The organism is Paenibacillus protaetiae, assembly GCF_004135365.1.
Lineage (GTDB): Bacteria > Bacillota > Bacilli > Paenibacillales > Paenibacillaceae > Paenibacillus_AP > Paenibacillus_AP protaetiae.
The window spans coordinates 670,724-689,576 of sequence record NZ_CP035492.1; the positions used below are offsets into that span (position 1 = coordinate 670,724).

An 18,853-nucleotide genomic window follows, 5' to 3' on the forward strand; every position below is an offset into this window, starting at 1 on the left:
TGAGTTGTACGGCAACTAAATACCACACATAACCCCGCCGGCAGCCGGCGGGGGTTATGTGTCTGCAGCTGTTTTCCAAATTTTCATCCCGGGCTCCGGGCAGCTTCCTGCAGACGGCCGTCTCCATTCTGGAATTCCGCAGCGGGAATTTGGAGCCGGATGGCGGTTTGCGCCGCTTTATAAGATAAACTTTTCAGCAGGGTCAAATTTATTGATTGCGAAAATCATCTTTTTACAGCGAATTCGGTTTTCAATTGTCAGAAAAAACGGTAGAATGAAACTGACTTAAAATTACAGATGAAGGATGGATAACCAGATGTCAAAACAGCAAGTTGGTGTTGTAGGCCTCGCAGTTATGGGTAAAAATCTGGCTCTCAATATTGAAAGCAGAGGGTTTACCGTGTCCGTGTATAACCGTTCCCGCGAGAAAACCGATGATCTCATCCAAGAATCCGCCGGCAAAAATCTGTTTCCGACATACAGCGTGGAGGAGTTCGTCCAGTCTCTGGAAACACCGCGCAAAATCCTCATTATGGTACAAGCAGGCGCCGGTACGGACGCGACGATCAATGCGCTTGTTCCTTATCTGGACGAAGGCGATATCATTATTGACGGCGGCAACGCTTATTTCCCTGATACGCAGCGGCGCAGCAAGGAGCTGGAGGCGAAAGGTTTCCGCTTTATCGGCACCGGCGTATCCGGCGGCGAAGAAGGCGCGCTGAAAGGCCCGGCCATTATGCCAGGCGGCCAGGAATCCGCTTATAAGCTTGTAGAGCCGATCCTTACCGCTATTTCCGCTAAAGTCGGCGATGATCCGTGCTGTACATATATCGGACCGGACGGTGCCGGCCATTACGTTAAGATGGTCCATAACGGCATTGAATACGGCGATATGCAGCTCATTTGCGAAGCTTATCATTTGCTCGAATCGGTTGCCGGCTGCTCGACGGAAGAGCTGCAGTCCATTTTTGCCGAGTGGAACAAAGGCGAGCTGGACAGCTACCTGATTGAAATTACGGCCGATATTTTCTCCAAATACGACGCCGAAACGGGCAAGCCGATGGTGGATGTCATCTTGGATTCCGCCGGACAGAAAGGTACGGGCAAGTGGACCAGCCAAAGCTCGCTTGATCTTGGCGTGCCGTTGTCCATCATTACGGAGTCGGTATTTACCCGGTTCCTGTCTGCGATGAAAGAAGAACGCACGGCCGCAAGCCGGGTGCTGAAAGGCCCGGACCAAGCGCCGTTCCAAGGCGACAAGGCGGCGTTTATCGAATCGGTCCGCAAAGCGCTGTTCGCGAGCAAAATCGCTTCGTACGCGCAAGGCTTCGCCCAAATGCGCGCGGCTTCCGACGAATACGGCTGGAATCTCCGCTACGGCGATATCGCGATGATTTTCCGCGGCGGCTGCATTATCCGTGCAGGCTTCCTGCAAAACATTAAAGACGCGTACGACCGCGATTCGAACTTGCGCAATCTTTTACTTGATCCGTATTTTAAAAATATCGTGGAATCGTACCAAGGCGCATGGCGCGAAGTCGTGGCAACCGCTGTTGTAAACGGCGTCCCCGTTCCTGCTTTTGCCAGCGCGCTGGCTTACTTCGACAGCTACCGCACGGAGCGGCTGCCTGCCAACCTGCTGCAAGCGCAGCGCGACTATTTTGGAGCGCATACTTTTAAACGTGTAGACAAGGAAGGCGTATTCCATCACAACTGGATGGAAGCTTAATAGTTTTTGGAGGAGCTTGTCCGGAGAGAATCCCGGAGCCCTTCCGGCGAAAGGCCGTCAACGGCGTCGCGCAGCCATCTGCGCAGCCGGTCTGCCTCTTGGTCGGAGTAATGATGCCGGTGCACAAGAGACATGGCGGCTTCGGCAAAGGAATGGAAGCTTTGAATGAGGCGTGGCTGCGCAAGTCCCAGTAATTCAGGGGCTGCGTCGGCCACCTTTTTTTTAATATATTCGAGCATCCAGATGACATCTTCCCGGCAAAGCGGATGATCGGGATTCATAATGGTGTTTATCCGTTTTTCGGTTGGATGCGCGTCCCATAACTCGGATTTGGGAATCATGCGCGTCACTCCTTTTCGAAATAAAAGGTATCACTATCATCCATACGGCAGTTTAAACTTTTTTATACCCGGTCACTATGAAAAATGATATGATAATACGAAAAACGCAAGAACGATAAAAAAGGTGGCCATTGACGTGTCAGCAGTGACTAACAAAATTGTTCTGGTCGGTTTTATGGGAACCGGCAAATCAACCGTCAGCCGGCTGCTTGCGGACGAGCTGGGCTGGCAGCGCATTGACTCCGATGAGGAAATTGTCCGCAGGGAAGGCCGGACGGTTGCTTCCATCTTCGAAGAGCATGGGGAAGCCGGCTTCCGGCAAATTGAAAGCGAGGTCATCGCTTCCATCATGAATGCGCCCGAGCCGGCCGTTGTCGCTACCGGAGGCGGAGCGCCGCTTGCTGCGGCGAACCGTGAGGCGATGCTCGCAGGCGGTTATGTGGTCGCGCTCAAAGCGGATGCGGCGCATATTATTAGCCGCGTGAAGGCAGATACGGCGAGGCCGCTGCTTGCCGGCGACGCAGAAAGCCGTGTGCCGCTGCTGCTGGAGCAGCGCAAGACGCTTTATGATTTTGCGCACCATATGATCGATACGACGGAGTTGACGGCAGAAGAGGTTGCGGCGCTTATTGTGAAAGGCTGGAATGAAACCCGTTGAATCATATCCGTAAGCAGGCGGCGACGTATACCGGTCTGCTTTAAGCGTGGAAAGCGTTGCACCGGTGGGGTGCAGTTATTTTCGGCGCTGCAGTTTCGTTCCCGCTTACGATGAACCTTACTATGCAATTTGCGAGATTGTCATTTACGACATTATAAAGGAGAAATAGACTTATGGACGTTATTGTTACCCCGACTCCGCGATTAAACGGAGAAATTCAGGCGCTTTCCTCCAAAAACTACACGACGCGCTACCTGCTTGTAGCGGCACTAGCCGAAGGGACCAGCACGATCTATTATCCGGCGCACAGCGAGGACAGCGATGCGATGCGGCGCTGCATTCGCGATTTGGGCGCCAAAGTGGAAGAAGATGACGAAAAAATCGTCATTACCGGCTTTGGCCGCCATCCGCTTCCGGTCAGCGAGCTGGATGTGGGCAACGCCGGCGCGGTGCTCCGCTTTTTGATGGCGATTGCATCCCTTTGCCCGGACGTAACCTTCATTAACCGTTACCCGGATTCCTTGGGCAAACGCCCGCATGATGATCTGATTGATGCATTGGGCCAGCTGGGCGTATCCGTTACGCACCGCGAAGGCAAGCTGCCGATTACGATTAAAGGCGGCAGCCCGCGCGGCGGCAAAATCCGTGTATCGGGCAATGTCAGCTCGCAATATTTGAGCGCACTCTTGTTCCTGACGCCGCTGCTGGAAGAAGACAGCGAAATTGAAGTGCTGCATGATTTGAAATCGAAAGTGGTTGTAGGGCAAACGCTTGAAGTGCTGGAGCAAGCCGGAATTCAGATCGAAGCGAGCGAAGACTTGATGTTCTACCGTGTTCCGGGCCGCCAAAGCTACAAAGCGCAAAACTATACCGTGCAAGGCGACTATCCGGGATCTGCCGCGATACTGGCTGCAGCGGCGGTTACCGAATCGGATGTAACGGTGCACCGCCTTGCGGAAAACAGCAGACAAGGCGAGCGGGCAGTTGTCGATGTGCTGCGCATGATGGAGACGCCGCTGACGCATGAGAACGGCATTGTCCATGTGCAAGGCAACGGCAAGCTGAAAGCTGTTGAATTCGACGGCGACCAGGCGACCGACGCCGTGCTGGCTATGGTGGCGGCAGCAGTATTTGCGGAAGGAACTTCCCGTTTCTACAACGTAGAAAATCTGCGGTACAAGGAGTGCGACCGCATTACCGATTATTTGAACGAACTGCGCAAAGCAGGGGCGAACGTGGAAGAGCGCCAAAGCGAAATTATTGTACACGGCCGACCGGAAGGCGTTGAAGGCGGCGTGGAAATTAATGCGCATTACGACCACCGCGTCATTATGGCGCTGACGGTTGTCGGCTTGCGTGCGAAAGCGCCGATCCGTATCAAGGACGCGCATCACGTTGCGAAATCGTATCCGATCTATTTTGACCACTTAAAGGCATTAGGCGCTAAGGTGGAGTGGGTCGAAGCCTAATCGGAGGTTACCCGCCGATTGCCGCTAACCTTTGTCCATTTGCCGCCGTATAATGGTTGCGAAGGAGGGGATGAACGATGGCATTTGAAAATCCGCCGAGAGACCAAATCCGGGAGCTGCTGAAAGCCAGCAGCGTAATTGCGGTTGTCGGGTTGTCCGATAACCCGGACCGGACGTCGCATATGATCGCCAAAGCCATGCAGCAAAAAGGGTACCGGATTATTCCGGTTAATCCCGGCGCCAGCTCCATTCTGGGCGAACGCTGCTACGGAACGCTGGCCGAAATTCCGTTCAAAGTCGATATTGTCAACGTATTTCGGCGCAGCGAGTTTACGCCGGATATTGCGCGGCAGGCGGTTGCAATCCGCGCCAAGGCGCTGTGGCTTCAGCTTGGCGTCGTTAACGAGACGGCGGCGCGTGTTGCCCGCGCTGGCGGGCTCACGGTAATTATGGACCGCTGCATTAAGGTCGAGGATTCGATTCTGCTGCCGAACGGCAAAGGGAGAAACTGACCGCGATCAAAAAAAAGACCCCCTTCTTCAACAAGAAGTTAGCCTTGGACGGCCAGAAGCGGGCTTCACGAACATGGACCAATTAACATTCGGCGGGCTTTTACGGGCTCGCCGTTTTATTTTGACAAATATCAGGTGAACGCTTACCATCTGTAGTAGAGAAACGATCGAATAGAGCAGTGATTGCAGTTAATGCCGCGGCTTATTTGTAACAGGCACTGGAGGTGCGCAATGAATTTCATGGGTAGCCTGCAGCATCTCGGGAGAGCGTTTATGCTGCCGATGATTGTGCTGCCGGCCGCAGCCATTTTTTTGTTTTTAAGCCAACTGCCGTGGGGGTACGTCGGGCTCGACCCGATGGCGGGTTACTTGTCCTCGGCAAGCAAGGCGATCTTTGCATTTTTGCCTTACATATTTGCTTTAGGCGTCTCGCTTGGCCTTACGGGCAACGCTCTTGCCGCAGGCATGTCCGCTCTTGTCGGGATGGTCATTTACAGCGGCATTACGAGCGCGGCGAATCCGGCGATCGAACCGACGGTATTCGTCGGCTCGGTTATCGGCATTATTTCGGGATTTAGTTACAGCCGGTTTAAAAATTTGCGCCTGCCGGAATCGATCCAGTTTTTTGGCGGCCCGCGTTTTGTCCCGTTGTTTGTCAGCTTTATCAGCTTCGTCATGTCCCTTGTGATGATCGGCCTCGCGCCCAAAATTCAATGGCTGCTGGAGGAGCTGGGGCGTGTGGTGGACTCGGGCGGCGGCTTCGGGGTATTTTTGTTTGGTTTTGTGCAGCGTATCCTTGTTGTTTTTGGCCTGCACCATCTGGTCAGCAACGTATTCTGGTTCCAGATCGGCGCTTATGAAACGGCGGACGGCACAACCGTATACGGCGACCTGCCGCGTTTTTTTGCCGGCGATCCGTCGGCAGGTGCTTATATGGCAGGCCTTTATCCGACGATGATGTTTGCGCTGCCGGCCATTGCTTTTGCCATCATTCACGAAGCGCGCGAAGATTTGAAACCCAAAATCCGGAAAACGTTTTTGACCGCCGCGTTATCCTCGTTTTTGACCGGCGTAACCGAACCGGTTGAATTTGCTTTTTTGTTTGTAGCGCCTTATTTGTACGTCGTCCACGCTTTTTTGTCCGGCTTTATTATGTGGGTCACCTACGAGCTTGGCATCCGGCATGGATTTTCGTTCTCGGGCGGCGCCATTGATTATGTGCTGAATGAACATTTGGCAACCCGGGGGCTGCTTATCATCCCTATCGGCATTGCGGTTGGCGGCTTGTATTATTTTCTGTTCCGCTGGGCGATCCGCCGGTTCCGCATTCCGACGCCCGGACGGGAAGAAGGCTCCCAGCTTGACGATTGGGCGGAGGATATTCCGTACCGGGCTCCGCTTGTGCTTCAGGCGATTGGCGGCAAAGAAAATGTGCTTCATATGGAAGCCTGCATTACAAGGCTCAGGCTGAAAGTGTCGAATGAGAAGCAAATCGATACGAATGCGCTCCGCAATTTGGGCGCAGCCGGCGTAATCCGCCTTGGCGGCGGGCATGTGCAGGTTGTCTTTGGCACTTATTCCGAACTGATTCGGGAAGCCATTATGAAATCGATTCACCGCGACCAGGAGCAGGTATCATTCCATGCGCCGGTGCAAGGCCGGATGATTCCGCTGGAGGAAGTGCCGGACCCGATTTTCTCGGGCAAAATGGTTGGCGGTGGCGTTGCTTTTTTACCGGAAAAGGGTGAGCTTGTTTCTCCGATTCACGGCACGGTAGTGCATATTTACCCGACGATGCATGCGATCGGCATTCGCTCGAAGGACGGGCTTGATGTTCTGCTGCATATCGGCATCGATTCCTCCCAGCTCGGGAACAAGGGCGCTTTCCACGCTTATGTGGAGAAAGGAGATACGGTAAAACCCGGAACGCTGCTTATCCGCTTTGATCTGCTGATGGTCCGGAGGGAAAGCAAATCGATTGCAACGCCGATGGTCATTACGAACTCGGACAATATGGTTCAATCGTGGCGGTTCGGCCCGTTCAAAGCAGTCAAGAAAGGGCAGGCATCCGTCATGTCGGTGGTGCTTAAAGAGAGAAACGGTGGAGGGGTTAAACCATGATTCAAGCTGTAGGAGCATCGGCTGGAGTAGCGATCGGCAAAGGCTTTGTGCTCCCCAATTGGGAATGGGAGTTGCCTGAGCAGCGGATTGGCGTAGCGGATTTCGCCCGCGAATTCGAACGGGTATATGAAGGGATCCGCACATCGAAGCAGGAAATCGAATTGATCCGCGACGAACTGAAAGATGTTGTTGGAGCTGACGAGTCGACTATTTTTGATGCCCATTTGGCGATATTGGACGATCCGGTGTTTATGAATGAGATTGAAGGGATTATTCAGCGGCAGTATAAAGCAGCGGAAGTTGCGGTCAAAGAAGCGATTGACCATTTTGTCACCATGTTTGATTTGCTCGACGACGATTATATGAAGGAACGCGCGCTCGATATTAAAGACGTCGGCAACCGGCTGCTGAAGCATCTGCTTGGCGCTCCGGAAATTACGCTTCCTTCGGATACACAGCCGTTTATTTTAATCGCGAAGGAACTGTCGCCTTCTCAGGCAGCCCACTTAAATCCGAATCATGTACTTGGAATTGTCACGCTTGGCGGCAGCTTGACATCCCACTCCGCCATTATGGCGAGAGCGCTCGGCATTCCGCTCATCGTTGGGGTAGAGGGCAAGCTGGAAGAGCAGCTTCAGACCGGACAGCTTATTGTAATGGATGGAACCGACGGCAAGCTGTACATCGATCCCGACGAAGAAGTGATCAAGCGGTACAGCGAGCTGCAGCGTGTGCAGAATGAGCAGAAACACGCCCTTCATCTGATTGCCGGGCACAAGCCGGAAACGCCTGACGGCAAAACGTTAAAGCTTGGAGCTAACATCAGCTCGTATAAAGAGCTGGAGATCGCTTTGTCCAGCGGCGCGCAAGGCGTCGGATTATTTCGCACCGAGTTTCTGTATATGGACCGCAGCCGCTTTCCGAAGGAAGAAGAGCAGTTCGAAGTATACCGCGACGTAGCCGTTCGTCTGGATGGCGCGCCGCTTACGATTCGTACGCTTGATATCGGCGGCGATAAGCAGCTGGATTATTTTGAACTGCCGGAGGAAGATAATCCGTTTCTAGGCTTCCGGGCGATCCGCATTTCGCTGGAGAGAACCGATTTGTTCAAAACGCAGCTTCGTGCGATCTTGCGTGCGAGCCACTACGGCACCGTTAAGGTGATGTATCCGCTAATATCCTCGGTAGACGAGGTGCGGGCAGCCAATGCGGTCATGAACGAAGCCAAACGCGAGCTGGAGCGTGAAGGGAAGCCGTTCGACAAAAACTTGAAAATCGGCGTTATGATCGAAGTGCCGGCGGCAGTTATGATAGCCGATTTGCTGGCGCAGGAAGTCGATTTTTTCAGCATCGGAACTAACGATCTGGTACAGTTCACGCTGGCGGTCGACCGGATGAACGAAAGTATCGCCCACTTGTACGAACCGTATCATCCGTCCATTATCCGCATGCTGAAAGCAACGGTGGATGCGGCCAAACGGCATGGCACGACGGTAGGCGTATGCGGCGAGCTTGCAGGAGACGTTAAAGCCCTCCCGTTATGGCTGGGATTGGATGTGGATGAGATCAGCATGTCCGCCCATTCGATTCTCCCGGTAAAAGAAAGGCTGCTGCGCACGAAGCAAAGCGACAGCCGCCAGCTGCTGCCGCAGCTGCTGGAATGCGCCACAAGCGCCGATATTGTCGCCGAGCTGATGCGGTTTATGGCAAATCATGATTCTACAGGAAAGGCCTCCTAATCAGAGGCCTTATTTCTTGCTTAAAAGGAGCATTTTTATGAAACAGGTTGAGGATCATCAAAGCAGCGGATCGTCATGGCGGATTGTCCGGTGGCTTCCGGCAGTTGTCTGGATGGCTGTTATTTTTTTTCTTTCGTCCCGTACAGGAGATGACGTCAATTCGTTCCTGCCGTTTTTCCATCACTTTTTCCCGCAAATGCAGGATTTTAACTGGGGCCATTTTATTTCTTATTTTGTGCTTGCTGCAACGTTGGATTACGGATTCGGAGCGAAGGCGCAGAAAGCCGGATTCAAAATCGGCATAATTCTGCTGTGCGGTTTGTACGGCGTAACGGATGAATACCATCAATCGTTTGTCGACGGCCGCTCGTCGGACTGGCATGATATCCGCAACGATATGATCGGCGCTTCCATTATGGTGCTGCTGATCATGGTGCCGGCACTGCAACAATGGTGGCGGAAGCTGAAGCGGCTAAACCGCACGCGGTAACCAGCTGGATTAAAGCCAGTAAAGGGTATTTTTTTTGAAAAATTTACAAACCGCCGCAAGCAGGGTTTCTGCAAAAAAGGTCGAATTATTTATCCGTGTGTTTCAGAAATGCTCGGTATGAGGCGGCTCTTGCAGCTTCTGTACGAAGGAGAGGACAAATGTGCAAAAGACTTGTTCTTGCGGCAATTCGATGAAAATGAAATTGCGCACTGTGATTTATTCAGGCAAAGTGGAAATTGACAACGTTCCGATTTTTTCTTGCTCGGCCTGCACCCGAAGCGAAGTCATCCCGGAGGTCAAGCCGGACTTGACCGGGCTGATATCGCAGCTTGGCGCCGAACCTGCGAAACAAACCTTTTTGTTTAATGAATGCAATGAATGGGCAAATTTGCTAGTAGAAGCAAGCGAAAGCCGCCGGAAGCTTCCGGATGAATCGGTGGTCCGGCACCTTGCTCAGGCCAGAGTGGATGAATTATTGGATCTGTATTTGCTGGCCCAGTCATTAAACGATCAGGCATGGATGGAAGATTTGAACAAACGCCTTGGACAGCTTAGCCGAAAAGTGCTGCATACATAATGAAAGCGGTCACGGAACACGGAATCCTAATCTCGAATGACAAATCGTTACATCGCTTTCAGATAAACATGCGTCAACATTGATTAAAGTAATATTTTGTCGTATGATTATTCTAATATGCAGCGTGCGAAAATAAAAATTTGAGGGTAATGGAGAGAAGATCCGTGACGGTAACCATTTATGATGTAGCAAGAGAAGCAGGAGTATCAATGGCTACGGTATCCCGGGTTGTCAACAACAATCCGAACGTAAAGCCCGCTACTCGCAAAAAAGTATATGAAGCGATCGAACGCCTCGGCTATCGGCCGAACGCAGTTGCACGCGGATTGGCAAGCAAAAAAACAACGACGGTTGGCGTCGTTATTCCTGATATCTCCAACTCGATTTTTGCCGAGGTTGCTCGCGGAATCGAAGATATAGCGAATATGTACCATTATAATATTATCTTGTGTAACGCGGATAAGAAAAAAGAAAAAGAAATCCGGGTTATTAATACGCTGCTTGAAAAACAAGTGGACGGGCTCCTCTTTATGGGCGGCGCCGTAACCGAAGAGCATGAGCAAGCGTTTCGCACCGCTAATGTGCCGATCGTGCTTTGTGCGACAACGGACGAGAAGGGGCAAATCCCTTCCGTTGATATTGACCACGAGGCTGCCGCATACGATGCGGTCGGCAAACTGATCAGCAACGGTCATACACGGATTGCGATGATCAGCGGCACGCTGCAGGATCCTGCAAACGGCTATGCCCGTTTCCAAGGCTACAAACGCGCTCTGCAGGATGCAGGTTTGCCGTATGACGACGAAATCGTCCGCGTAGGCAACTACCGTTACGAGTCCGGCGTTGAAGCGATGAAATATTTCGTAGAGCTGGCTGATCGTCCGACGGCTGTTTTTGCTGCAACGGACGAAATGGCAATCGGCGCGATTCATTGCATTCAAGATTCCGGTCTTCATGTACCGGAAGATATTTCGGTCATCAGTGTGGACAACAGCCGTATGGCGTCGATGGTTCGTCCGCAGCTTACGGCTGTAGCGCAGCCGATGTATGACATCGGCGCGGTTTCGATGCGTCTGCTGACGAAGCTGATGAAGAAAGAGAATGTGGAGCGCGGCACGGTTGTGCTTCCGCATGAAATCGTGGAACGCCAATCGGTTGGAGGAATTTCGAAATAATGGGTTACGGCACAATCGGCATTATTGGTGCCATGGCAGAAGAGATTGAACTGCTGCATCAACATGTGCAAGTATCAAGCGAAACGGCCGGTGCCGGGATTACGTACTACGAAGGCACTTTGCATGGGAAACCGGTTATTTTTTGCAAGTCGGGCGTCGGTAAAGTAAACGCAGCCGTTTGCACCCAGCTGCTTATTCATCTGGGAGCAGATTGTGTATTGTTTACCGGCGTAGCCGGAGCGCTTGATCCTACGCTCAATATCGGCGATATTGTCGTTTCATCAACCTGTATGCAGCATGATATGGACGTGACGCCGCTTGGCTATAAGCGTGGCGTAATTCCTTATCAGGAACGCTCGGAATTTGCGGCGGACCCCAAGCTGGTGGAGCTTGCTGTGCAAGCGGGAGACAAGCATTTTGCCGGACGAACGCTCGTTGGCAAGGTGCTGTCCGGCGATCAGTTTATTGCAAGCCGTGAAATCGTGCACGATTTATACGAGTCGATGAACGGAGCATGCGCCGAAATGGAAGGCGCGGCGGTTGCCCAAGTATGCGATATGAACAATACGCCGTTTGTTGTGATTCGCTCCATGTCGGATAAAGCGGATGGTTCCGCACATATTAATTTTGCCGAATTTACGATTCAGGCAGCTAATCATTCTTATACGATGATTGAAGAAATGGTTAAAAATATGTAAAACAACCCGCCTATGTGAAGCATAGGCGGGTTGTTTTACGTTATAAGTCCTGAACCGCGATTTGGCAAATATCGCGGTTTTTGCGTTCGATTTCCGCCCGGCGCGGAATAGGCGGAACCTCGCTTAAATCGTCCATCCAATACAGAGGCAATGGAACCGGGCTTTGGGCAGCCCACGCTTCCGTCCAGGAGGAAGGCAGCCGGACGGTTGGCACAGCCCCGCCGCGGCGTGAAGACTCGTCTGCGCCGATCTCGGCAATAAGCGGGTGATCTGTCATCGCAAGCCATACGAGCGCCCAGGCGCGGGGCACTACGCGCCATATGTCATAACCGCCGCCGCCAAGGGCGACCCAGCGTCCGCCAGCATATTGATGCGCAAGCTCATGAATCAATTTGGGGATTGTGTAATAGATACGAGTGCTGCAATACATATGAGATAAAGGGTCAAACGCATGAGCGTCGCAGCCATGTTGGCTGACGATAATGTCCGGCTTGAAAGCTTTCGCTACTTTGCCGATGGTTGACTGAAAGCTTTCAATCCAGGAATCGTCTTCCGTATAAGGCTCAAGCGGAATATTAAACGTTGCTCCGAAGCCGCGGTCGGAGCCTTTTTCATAAACGAAGCCGGTTCCCGGAAACAAATATTTGCCTGTTTCATGAATGGAATATGTACATATATCCGGATCATCGTAAAAGGCCCACTGGACGCCATCGCCATGATGGACATCGGTGTCGATGTACAATACCCTTGCGCCATAGCGGGCTTGCAAATGTTTGATTGTGATAGCCGTATCGTTATAGACGCAAAATCCGGCTGCTTTATGCGGAAAGCCGTGATGCAGCCCTCCGCCCATATGGTAGGCATGAGCGGCATGTCCTTTCATAACCGCGTCCGCTGCTGCAGTGGAGCCGGCAACAATCGCTGCCGCAGCGTCATGCATGCCTTCAAAATAAGGCGTATCCTCTGTGCCAAGGCCATATTGCTCAGCTTGCGCGATAACGTTTTGCGGCGGCGCTTTCGAGCTGAGCTGGCGTACGATGCCGATGTAATCGTCTCGGTGAACGAGGCGCAGCAGGCGTTCGGTCTCTTCATCGGAACAGGCGGAGGGCTGCATCATCAGTTGTGCCGGCAGCGCGCCTGTTTTCGATAACAGATCTTGTGATAACGTTAAACGAAGCGGGTCAAATGGATGGTGAACCGCAAATTGATAGCGGGCAGAATCCGGATGATGAACGAAAACAGCATCGTATGGCATAACGCTTTCATTTCCTCTCTGCGGATTAATACATAAATCGCTGTCTGAACCGGACCCGGTCAAATTGTTCGACCGATTGCAAAGGCACCTCTTTGCCAATGCGCACCATAAGACAATTGGCGGGATGGGAGCAAATTTCGGGATCATCTGTCGCAAACCAAACCATACCTACGGATTTCATCAAATGCTCCATCATTTTACGATAGTCCCATACGCTTAGTTTTGTGCCCTCCAAGTCCCAATGCCAATAATATTCCGTTGTGTAGACAATCGCGTTCTCCAGCTGGCCGTCCTCAAACGCAAGCTGAATCATTCGCTTGCCCAGCCCGAAAGAGCGGTAGCTGCCGGCAACTTCGATGGCTCCTAATTCAATTAAATCTTCCATGCCGCCTTCGGACCAGCGCTCCAGTTCATCGGGATAATGGAACGTGACATAACCGACGATAAGGCTATTTTCACGCGCAATAATGATACGCCCTTCTTCCAGCTCGGCAATTTCAATCAGAGCCTCATGCTGGTCTTTAGGCCTGCGAAATGCGTCAAGGTCGTCGTGCATGGACATTTGCTTCAAACGTTCAGACGGCACCGGCCCTTCCAAAAAAAGCTCCCGCCCGTCCGGAAGCAGCAGCGGCAGCTGTCTAAAGCGCTTCCGATGTTCCAATGTCGGTGGCCTCCTTTCCAGCCATTACGCTTCCTATCATGGTCTGGCTATCTTGGTTATAACAAACTATGGTACTAATGAAAAGCATAGCTCCTTTAAAAGCGGATATGGTATAATGAGACATGTGGCGGTTAAGTGAATTTTTTAGCAAGATGGGCAATAATCGATATCAATCCATGTGCCAGCATGGGGTGATGACTTGTTTGTAAGCGCATACCTTAATTAAAATTGCATGATTTTAATGGGAGAGTGATAGTGTATGATCAACTTGCATCAAGAACGTATTCCTGCTGTAGCGAAACATTCCAACTTGCTTAACTACGAAGAAACAGCGGCTTCCTTTGACTGGAAGGAAATAGAAAAACAATTTTCCTGGTACACGACGGGCAAAGTTAATATGGCCTATGAAGCAATTGACCGCCATGTTGAAGAAGGGCGCGGCAATAAAATCGCATTGTATTATAGCGATTCTGCCCGCGATGAATCGTATACGTTTGCACAGTTAAAAGAACAATCCGACCGGTTTGCTAACGTGCTGCGCAAGTTTGGTCTTGCCAAAGGAGACCGCGTCTTTATATTTATGCCGCGTACGCCGGAGCTTTATTTTGCAGCGCTGGGCGCTTTCAAGATTGGTGCAGTTGTCGGTCCGCTGTTTGAAGCGTTTATGGAAACGGCCGTTAAGGACCGTTTGCTGGACAGCGAAGCGGCTGCCATTGTGACGACGCCGGCTCTGCTTGGACGTATCCGCCGCGAGGAGCTTCCTGATCTGAAACAGATCATTGTAGTTGGCGACGAGGTACCGGCAGGGGAAGGAATCGTTGATTTTAAAGCGGAGATGGCGCAAGTTTCCGATCAATGCGACATCGAATGGCTGGACCGTGAGGACGGGCTGATCCTGCATTATACGTCCGGGTCTACCGGCAAGCCGAAAGGCGTTTACCATGTTCAAAATGCAATGATCCAACATTATTATACAGGCAAGGTTGTCCTAGATTTGAAGGAGGACGACATCTATTGGTGTACGGCCGACCCGGGCTGGGTAACCGGTACCTCCTACGGTATTTTTGCCCCATGGCTGAACGGTGTTACCAATGTTATTCGCGGAGGACGGTTTAGCCCCGCAGACTGGTACGGCACATTGCAAAAATACGGCGTGACCGTATGGTACAGCGCGCCAACGGCGTTCCGCATGCTGATGGGAGCAGGAGACGATGTTGTATCCCAATTTGACCTGAGCAAGCTGCGCCATGTGCTTAGCGTAGGCGAGCCGCTTAATCCGGAAGTCGTCCGCTGGGGGCTTAAAGTATACAACCAGCGCATCCACGATACGTGGTGGATGACGGAGACCGGCGGCCAGCTCATTTGCAATTATCCGTCAATGGATATTAAACCCGGCTCCATGGGCAAGCCGCTGCCGGGCATTCAAGCGGCTATTATCGACGATAATGGCAATGAAGTGCCTCCATACCGGATGGGCAATCTGGCCGTAAAGACGCCATGGCCGTCCATGATGCGCAAAATTTGGAAAAACCCTGCCAAATACGAAGAGTATTTCCGCTTGCAAGGCTGGTATATTTCCGGCGACTCGGCTTATATGGACGAAGACGGCTATTTTTGGTTCCAGGGCCGGATCGATGATGTTATTAATACGTCAGGCGAGCGCATAGGGCCGTTTGAAGTAGAAAGCAAGCTGGTTGAACATCCGGCGGTAGCCGAAGCAGGCGTTATCGGCAAACCGGATCCGATGCGCGGTGAAATTATTAAAGCATTTATTGCGCTTCGTGAAGGCTATTCACCGTCCGAAGAGCTTAAACAAGATATTTCGAAGTTTGTCAAAATCGGTTTGTCCGCACATGCTGCGCCAAGGGAGATCGAATTTAAAGATAAACTTCCTAAAACGAGAAGCGGAAAAATTATGCGCCGCGTATTAAAAGCGTGGGAGCTGAACCTGCCTACGGGCGATTTGTCCACAATCGAAGACGACTGATAGGGCCGAAAGGCAGCAGCGCTGCAAGCGGATGGATTTCCGCCTGCAGCGCTTTTTGCTGAAACGCGATTGCAGCAGCAGCAAGGTCAGGGAAATAGATAAAATTCAAAACAAAGAAGCTTCTTCCTTTTCCTAAGAAAGGGAGAAGCTTCTTTGTTTTGAATGGACTGCCACACACCCGAGACTACGGTAGGTGACGATCCGTCTTATTGAAGGTTAATGGATTTGGAAGGGGAGGACTCTCCCCATAAGTTTTTGGCTGTTACATATACGGAACCGCCCATTGGAGCTTGGATATCCACCGAAGGGTCCGATACGGACGAGATCAGCTTAAAGTCGCCGTCTTTCCCTTTGAAATAAACATTGTATTCAATGACCGATTCTCCGGCGGCATTCGCATTCCAGGTCACATGGTAGCTGGATCCGCTGTTTGTTGCATGCAGCCCGGATGGGGCGTCAGGCGCCGTCATATCCGTGCCGGAATGGTTATTACCGCCAGGAGTAGTCTCAGGGCTGTCTTCACCGTTGCCGTCTCCCGCAGGAGGCATCGTTGGCGGAGTTAAAATACCGCCGTATTGCACGGTCGTGCTTGGTGACGATTCATGGCCAGCCACATCCACTGCTTTGACATAGAAAGCGGCTGCTTGCATTCCGCTTAATGAGATCGTGGTCTCGTAAGGATTGCCTGCAAGAATCGAATTGCCGGCCTGCTGGAAGCTTACGCCGTCCGTCGTTTCATAAACCCGGTAACCTACAACATCCTCGGATGTGCTGGCTGCAAAACTAATGGTCACGTTGCCGCCGCTGGCGTTAATTGCTACATTGGTTGGCGCTGCAGGAGGCTGACCGTCGTCCGTTCTTGGGTCCTGCTTGGAAGGCGCTGATTTGTCTGCGTCCATCGGCAAGTAATAGGACATGTTGCGGCGGCTGCTTGCCGGCAGCTTGTCTTGAGCGGCTTGAATTTCATCCATCAGCTCATCCAGCGGCTTCTCACGTTTAATGAGCAGCTTTTGCTGCGTCATGTCGGCAGGCGTCGCCGGATTTGGAATATAGTTCACGCCGTTATACGTTACAATTTGCATGTTAACTAACGATTCATCCGTTTTGGTCGGTATAAATGGCTTGTTGAACCAATCCGTTACGAGCATGCCGGAATCTTTGGCAAGCTGGCTTGGAAGAAGCCCGCTGGCGCTCGAAACAGTCGCTTTCACAATACCGGAAGGCTGACTGAACTCCTTGGTCGGGAACAAATCCGGTTTCTTGCTGGTTACTTCATTCATAATATCCGCCCAAATGGAACGGGCGCGTTTTTTGCCGCTGTCGGACAGCGAGTAAGCTTGTTTCTCGTAGCCGGCCCAAACGCCAAGCGTAATGTCCGGCGTGAAGCCCATAAACCAGACGTCGCCATAGCTTTGGGTTGTTCCTGTTTTGCCGGCAATCGGAATCTTTTTATAATTTTTAAAGTCGCTTACAAGCGAATGTGCCGTGCCAGCCGAGCTGGAGACAACGGTACGAAGCATGTCCGTCATCAGGAATGCGGTTTGCTCGGAGAACACTTTCTTCGGCGCCGCTTGATGCTGATAAACGATATTGCCGTCGGCATCCGTAATATGGTCAATCATATATGCATCGTTAAAGACGCCGTTATTCGGAATGGAACCGTAGGCATTGGTCATCTCTTCAACGGTAACGCCTTTGCTCAAGCCCCCGATTACGCCGGTTTGAGCATATTCATCTTCAGGCTGCAAGGTTGTGATGCCCAGATTACGGACAAAATCCCATGCGTTTTTGATGGTTACTTTATCGTTGAAAATTTTTAGCGCCGGCAGGTTCAGCGACCGGTTAAGCGCATCGCGTGCTGTTACGAGGCCCCGGTAGTTATCGTTCGAGTTTTTCGGGATATGGAATCCTTTTTGCCCGTCCTTCAGCACCATCGGCGAGTCGTCCAAAATGCTGGCCGGCTGAATCATGCCTTTATCAATCGCAGGCAAATAAGCGGCGAGCACTTTCATGGCCGAGCCCGGCTGCCTTGTCATTTGAGTCGCAAAGTTCATTTGCTCTTCATAGAAGTCTCGTCCTTCAATCATGCCCAGAATAGCGCCGGTTTTATGGTCGATCATAACGGCAGCCGTTTGCTCCATCCCTTTGGTTTTACTGTCGGGCGAGAAGTTATCCGGGTTGGACGAGATGCCCTGCATAATTTGATATACCGCCGGGTCGATTGTTGTGTAAATATGATAACCGGCATGCAGCAGCTGCTCTCGGGATTCCTCCAGCAGTGTTGCGTTCTCCGGTTTGCTCAGATCAGCTTGCGTAAGCGTTTTGTTTTGCTGAAGCAACAAAATTTGAGCAGCTTCGCGTTCGGACTCCAGCATCAGGTAAGGGTACGTGGTGTACGCTTTTTTCGCAGGCTTGGCCAGCGACGAGCGGAGGTCAAACGCTTTGGCCTCATCATATTCGGCCTGCGTAATTCTTCCGGTCTCCAGCATGCGGGTCAGAACTGTACCTTGGCGTTCAACGGCAAGCTTAAATCCGTCCTCGTTAAATTCGCCTTTGCTTGTAAAAGCGGTGTAAGCGGAAGGGCGCTGCGGCAGCCCCGCCAAATAAGCTGCTTGCGCAATATTTAACGACTTCAAGTCGTCGATATTAAAAATGCCCTTTGCTGCGGCTTTAATGCCGTAAAGGTTATAACCTGTAGAGCCGTTGCCAAACGGAACTTTATTCAGATAAGCGGTTAATATTTCCGGCTTCGTCAAATAACGCTCCATGCGCAAAGCGAGAAAAATTTCTTTTACTTTGCGGGAATCGGTTTTATCCAGACTTAAAAATACGCGGCGCGCCAGCTGCTGAGTAAGGGTGCTGCCGCCGGTTTGCGTATCTTCATTCAAGAGCTTTTGTTTCACAGCCCGTCCAAGACCGCTGATATCAACGCCATGATGCTCGAAGAAATTGTTGTCTTCGGTTGCAACAACGGCATTAATTACATTTTGCGGCAAGTCCTCATAGGTGATCGGAAGCCTGTCCTCTTCGGTTCGAAGCTGGCCGACAAGCGAGCCGTCATTAAAATACACAAAGCCTGTTATCGAGTTTTCATTTACTTTTTCTTCAATTAAGGCTCTTGGTCTTACCGGTTCATCTTTGACGAGGGCTGCTACATATCCGGTTAAAGCACCTCCGACTAATAAAGCGATAAAAATTGCGAAATAGACCAGCCACTTGACTGTAATGAGAGAAACGATTCCGAACGTTCGCCATTTGCCTTTACGAGGCGGCGATGGCTTGCGATCTTCCTGCATATGCATAACTCCTCCTCTGAATAACAGATCTATTATAGCAATAAATTGGTCTTAGGAATAGCGGGAGCGGAAATCGAAAACCAGCTTCTAAGCGGGAGTTCTCTCCAAATAAACGTTCGCCCAAATGAATTTGTTGCAAGGTGAA

The 18,853-nt window shown here is 51.5% G+C and carries 15 protein-coding genes; 11 read left to right on the forward strand and 4 right to left on the reverse strand.

The annotated features are described in order from the left end of the window. Positions 1–316 precede the first annotated feature (316 nt). Positions 317–1,729, forward strand: coding sequence for an NADP-dependent phosphogluconate dehydrogenase (gndA, locus tag ET464_RS02855; RefSeq protein WP_129438075.1), 1,413 nt, complete (start codon positions 317–319; stop codon positions 1,727–1,729). Here the strand turns inward: gndA and ET464_RS02860 are convergent. Then, positions 1,726–2,070 carry a hypothetical protein gene (locus tag ET464_RS02860; RefSeq protein WP_129438077.1) on the reverse strand — a complete coding sequence of 115 codons (345 nt, stop codon included), beginning with the start codon at positions 2,068–2,070 and terminating at the stop codon, positions 1,726–1,728. The two genes, gndA and ET464_RS02860, sit on opposite strands and share 4 nt — an antisense overlap. 136 nt (positions 2,071–2,206) lie before the next feature. Here ET464_RS02860 and ET464_RS02865 point away from each other — a divergent pair, with 136 nt between their 5' ends. The 9 genes from ET464_RS02865 (at position 2,207) to ET464_RS02905 (ending at position 11,509) form a co-directional block, all read left to right on the forward strand. Then, positions 2,207–2,728, forward strand: a complete 522-nt coding sequence (locus tag ET464_RS02865) for a shikimate kinase (protein ID WP_129438079.1) — start codon at positions 2,207–2,209, stop codon at positions 2,726–2,728. Positions 2,729–2,901: 173 nt separating this feature from the next. Next, complete coding sequence (gene aroA, locus ET464_RS02870) at positions 2,902–4,197, forward strand: 3-phosphoshikimate 1-carboxyvinyltransferase (protein ID WP_129438082.1); 1,296 nt, start codon at positions 2,902–2,904, stop codon at positions 4,195–4,197. 77 nt (positions 4,198–4,274) lie between these two features. Then, on the forward strand, positions 4,275–4,709 hold the full coding sequence (locus tag ET464_RS02875) for a CoA-binding protein (RefSeq protein ID WP_129438084.1): 435 nt from the start codon (positions 4,275–4,277) through the stop codon (positions 4,707–4,709). Positions 4,710–4,940: 231 nt separating this feature from the next. Continuing rightward, the gene (locus tag ET464_RS02880) at positions 4,941–6,830 is read left to right on the forward strand and encodes a glucose PTS transporter subunit IIA (RefSeq protein ID WP_129438086.1); all 1,890 of its coding nucleotides are present in this window, start codon (positions 4,941–4,943) and stop codon (positions 6,828–6,830) included. Further along, positions 6,827–8,569: a phosphoenolpyruvate--protein phosphotransferase gene (ptsP, locus tag ET464_RS02885; RefSeq protein WP_129438088.1), complete on the forward strand. Its 1,743-nt coding sequence runs from the start codon at positions 6,827–6,829 to the stop codon at positions 8,567–8,569. The genes ET464_RS02880 and ptsP overlap by 4 nt, the downstream gene beginning before the upstream one ends. Positions 8,570–8,606: 37 nt before the next feature. Further along, complete coding sequence (locus ET464_RS02890) at positions 8,607–9,059, forward strand: VanZ family protein (protein ID WP_129438090.1); 453 nt, start codon at positions 8,607–8,609, stop codon at positions 9,057–9,059. Between the two features lie 160 nt (positions 9,060–9,219). Then, on the forward strand, positions 9,220–9,636 hold the full coding sequence (locus ET464_RS02895) for a hypothetical protein (RefSeq protein ID WP_129438092.1): 417 nt from the start codon (positions 9,220–9,222) through the stop codon (positions 9,634–9,636). 164 nt (positions 9,637–9,800) lie between these two features. Beyond that, complete coding sequence (ccpA, locus tag ET464_RS02900; protein ID WP_129438094.1) at positions 9,801–10,811, forward strand: catabolite control protein A; 1,011 nt, start codon at positions 9,801–9,803, stop codon at positions 10,809–10,811. After that, entirely contained in the window at positions 10,811–11,509 is a 699-nt protein-coding gene (locus ET464_RS02905) for a 5'-methylthioadenosine/adenosylhomocysteine nucleosidase (RefSeq protein WP_129438096.1), read from the forward strand. The genes ccpA and ET464_RS02905 overlap by 1 nt, the downstream gene beginning before the upstream one ends. Positions 11,510–11,549: 40 nt before the next feature. Here ET464_RS02905 and ET464_RS02910 read toward each other — a convergent pair whose 3' ends face one another. Both ET464_RS02910 and ET464_RS02915 read right to left on the reverse strand, forming a co-directional pair. Next, positions 11,550–12,764 (reverse strand): acetoin utilization protein AcuC, encoded by a 1,215-nt coding sequence (locus ET464_RS02910; protein WP_129438098.1) that lies wholly within the window; start codon positions 12,762–12,764, stop codon positions 11,550–11,552. 25 nt (positions 12,765–12,789) lie between these two features. Continuing rightward, positions 12,790–13,425, reverse strand: a complete 636-nt coding sequence (locus ET464_RS02915; protein ID WP_129438100.1) for a GNAT family N-acetyltransferase — start codon at positions 13,423–13,425, stop codon at positions 12,790–12,792. Between the two features lie 259 nt (positions 13,426–13,684). Between ET464_RS02915 and acsA the strand changes: the two genes are divergently transcribed. Beyond that, positions 13,685–15,412 carry an acetate--CoA ligase gene (gene acsA / locus ET464_RS02920; RefSeq protein ID WP_129438102.1) on the forward strand — a complete coding sequence of 576 codons (1,728 nt, stop codon included), beginning with the start codon at positions 13,685–13,687 and terminating at the stop codon, positions 15,410–15,412. Between the two features lie 206 nt (positions 15,413–15,618). Here acsA and ET464_RS02925 read toward each other — a convergent pair whose 3' ends face one another. Beyond that, positions 15,619–18,708 (reverse strand): transglycosylase domain-containing protein, encoded by a 3,090-nt coding sequence (locus ET464_RS02925; RefSeq protein ID WP_129438104.1) that lies wholly within the window; start codon positions 18,706–18,708, stop codon positions 15,619–15,621. Positions 18,709–18,853 lie beyond the last annotated feature (145 nt).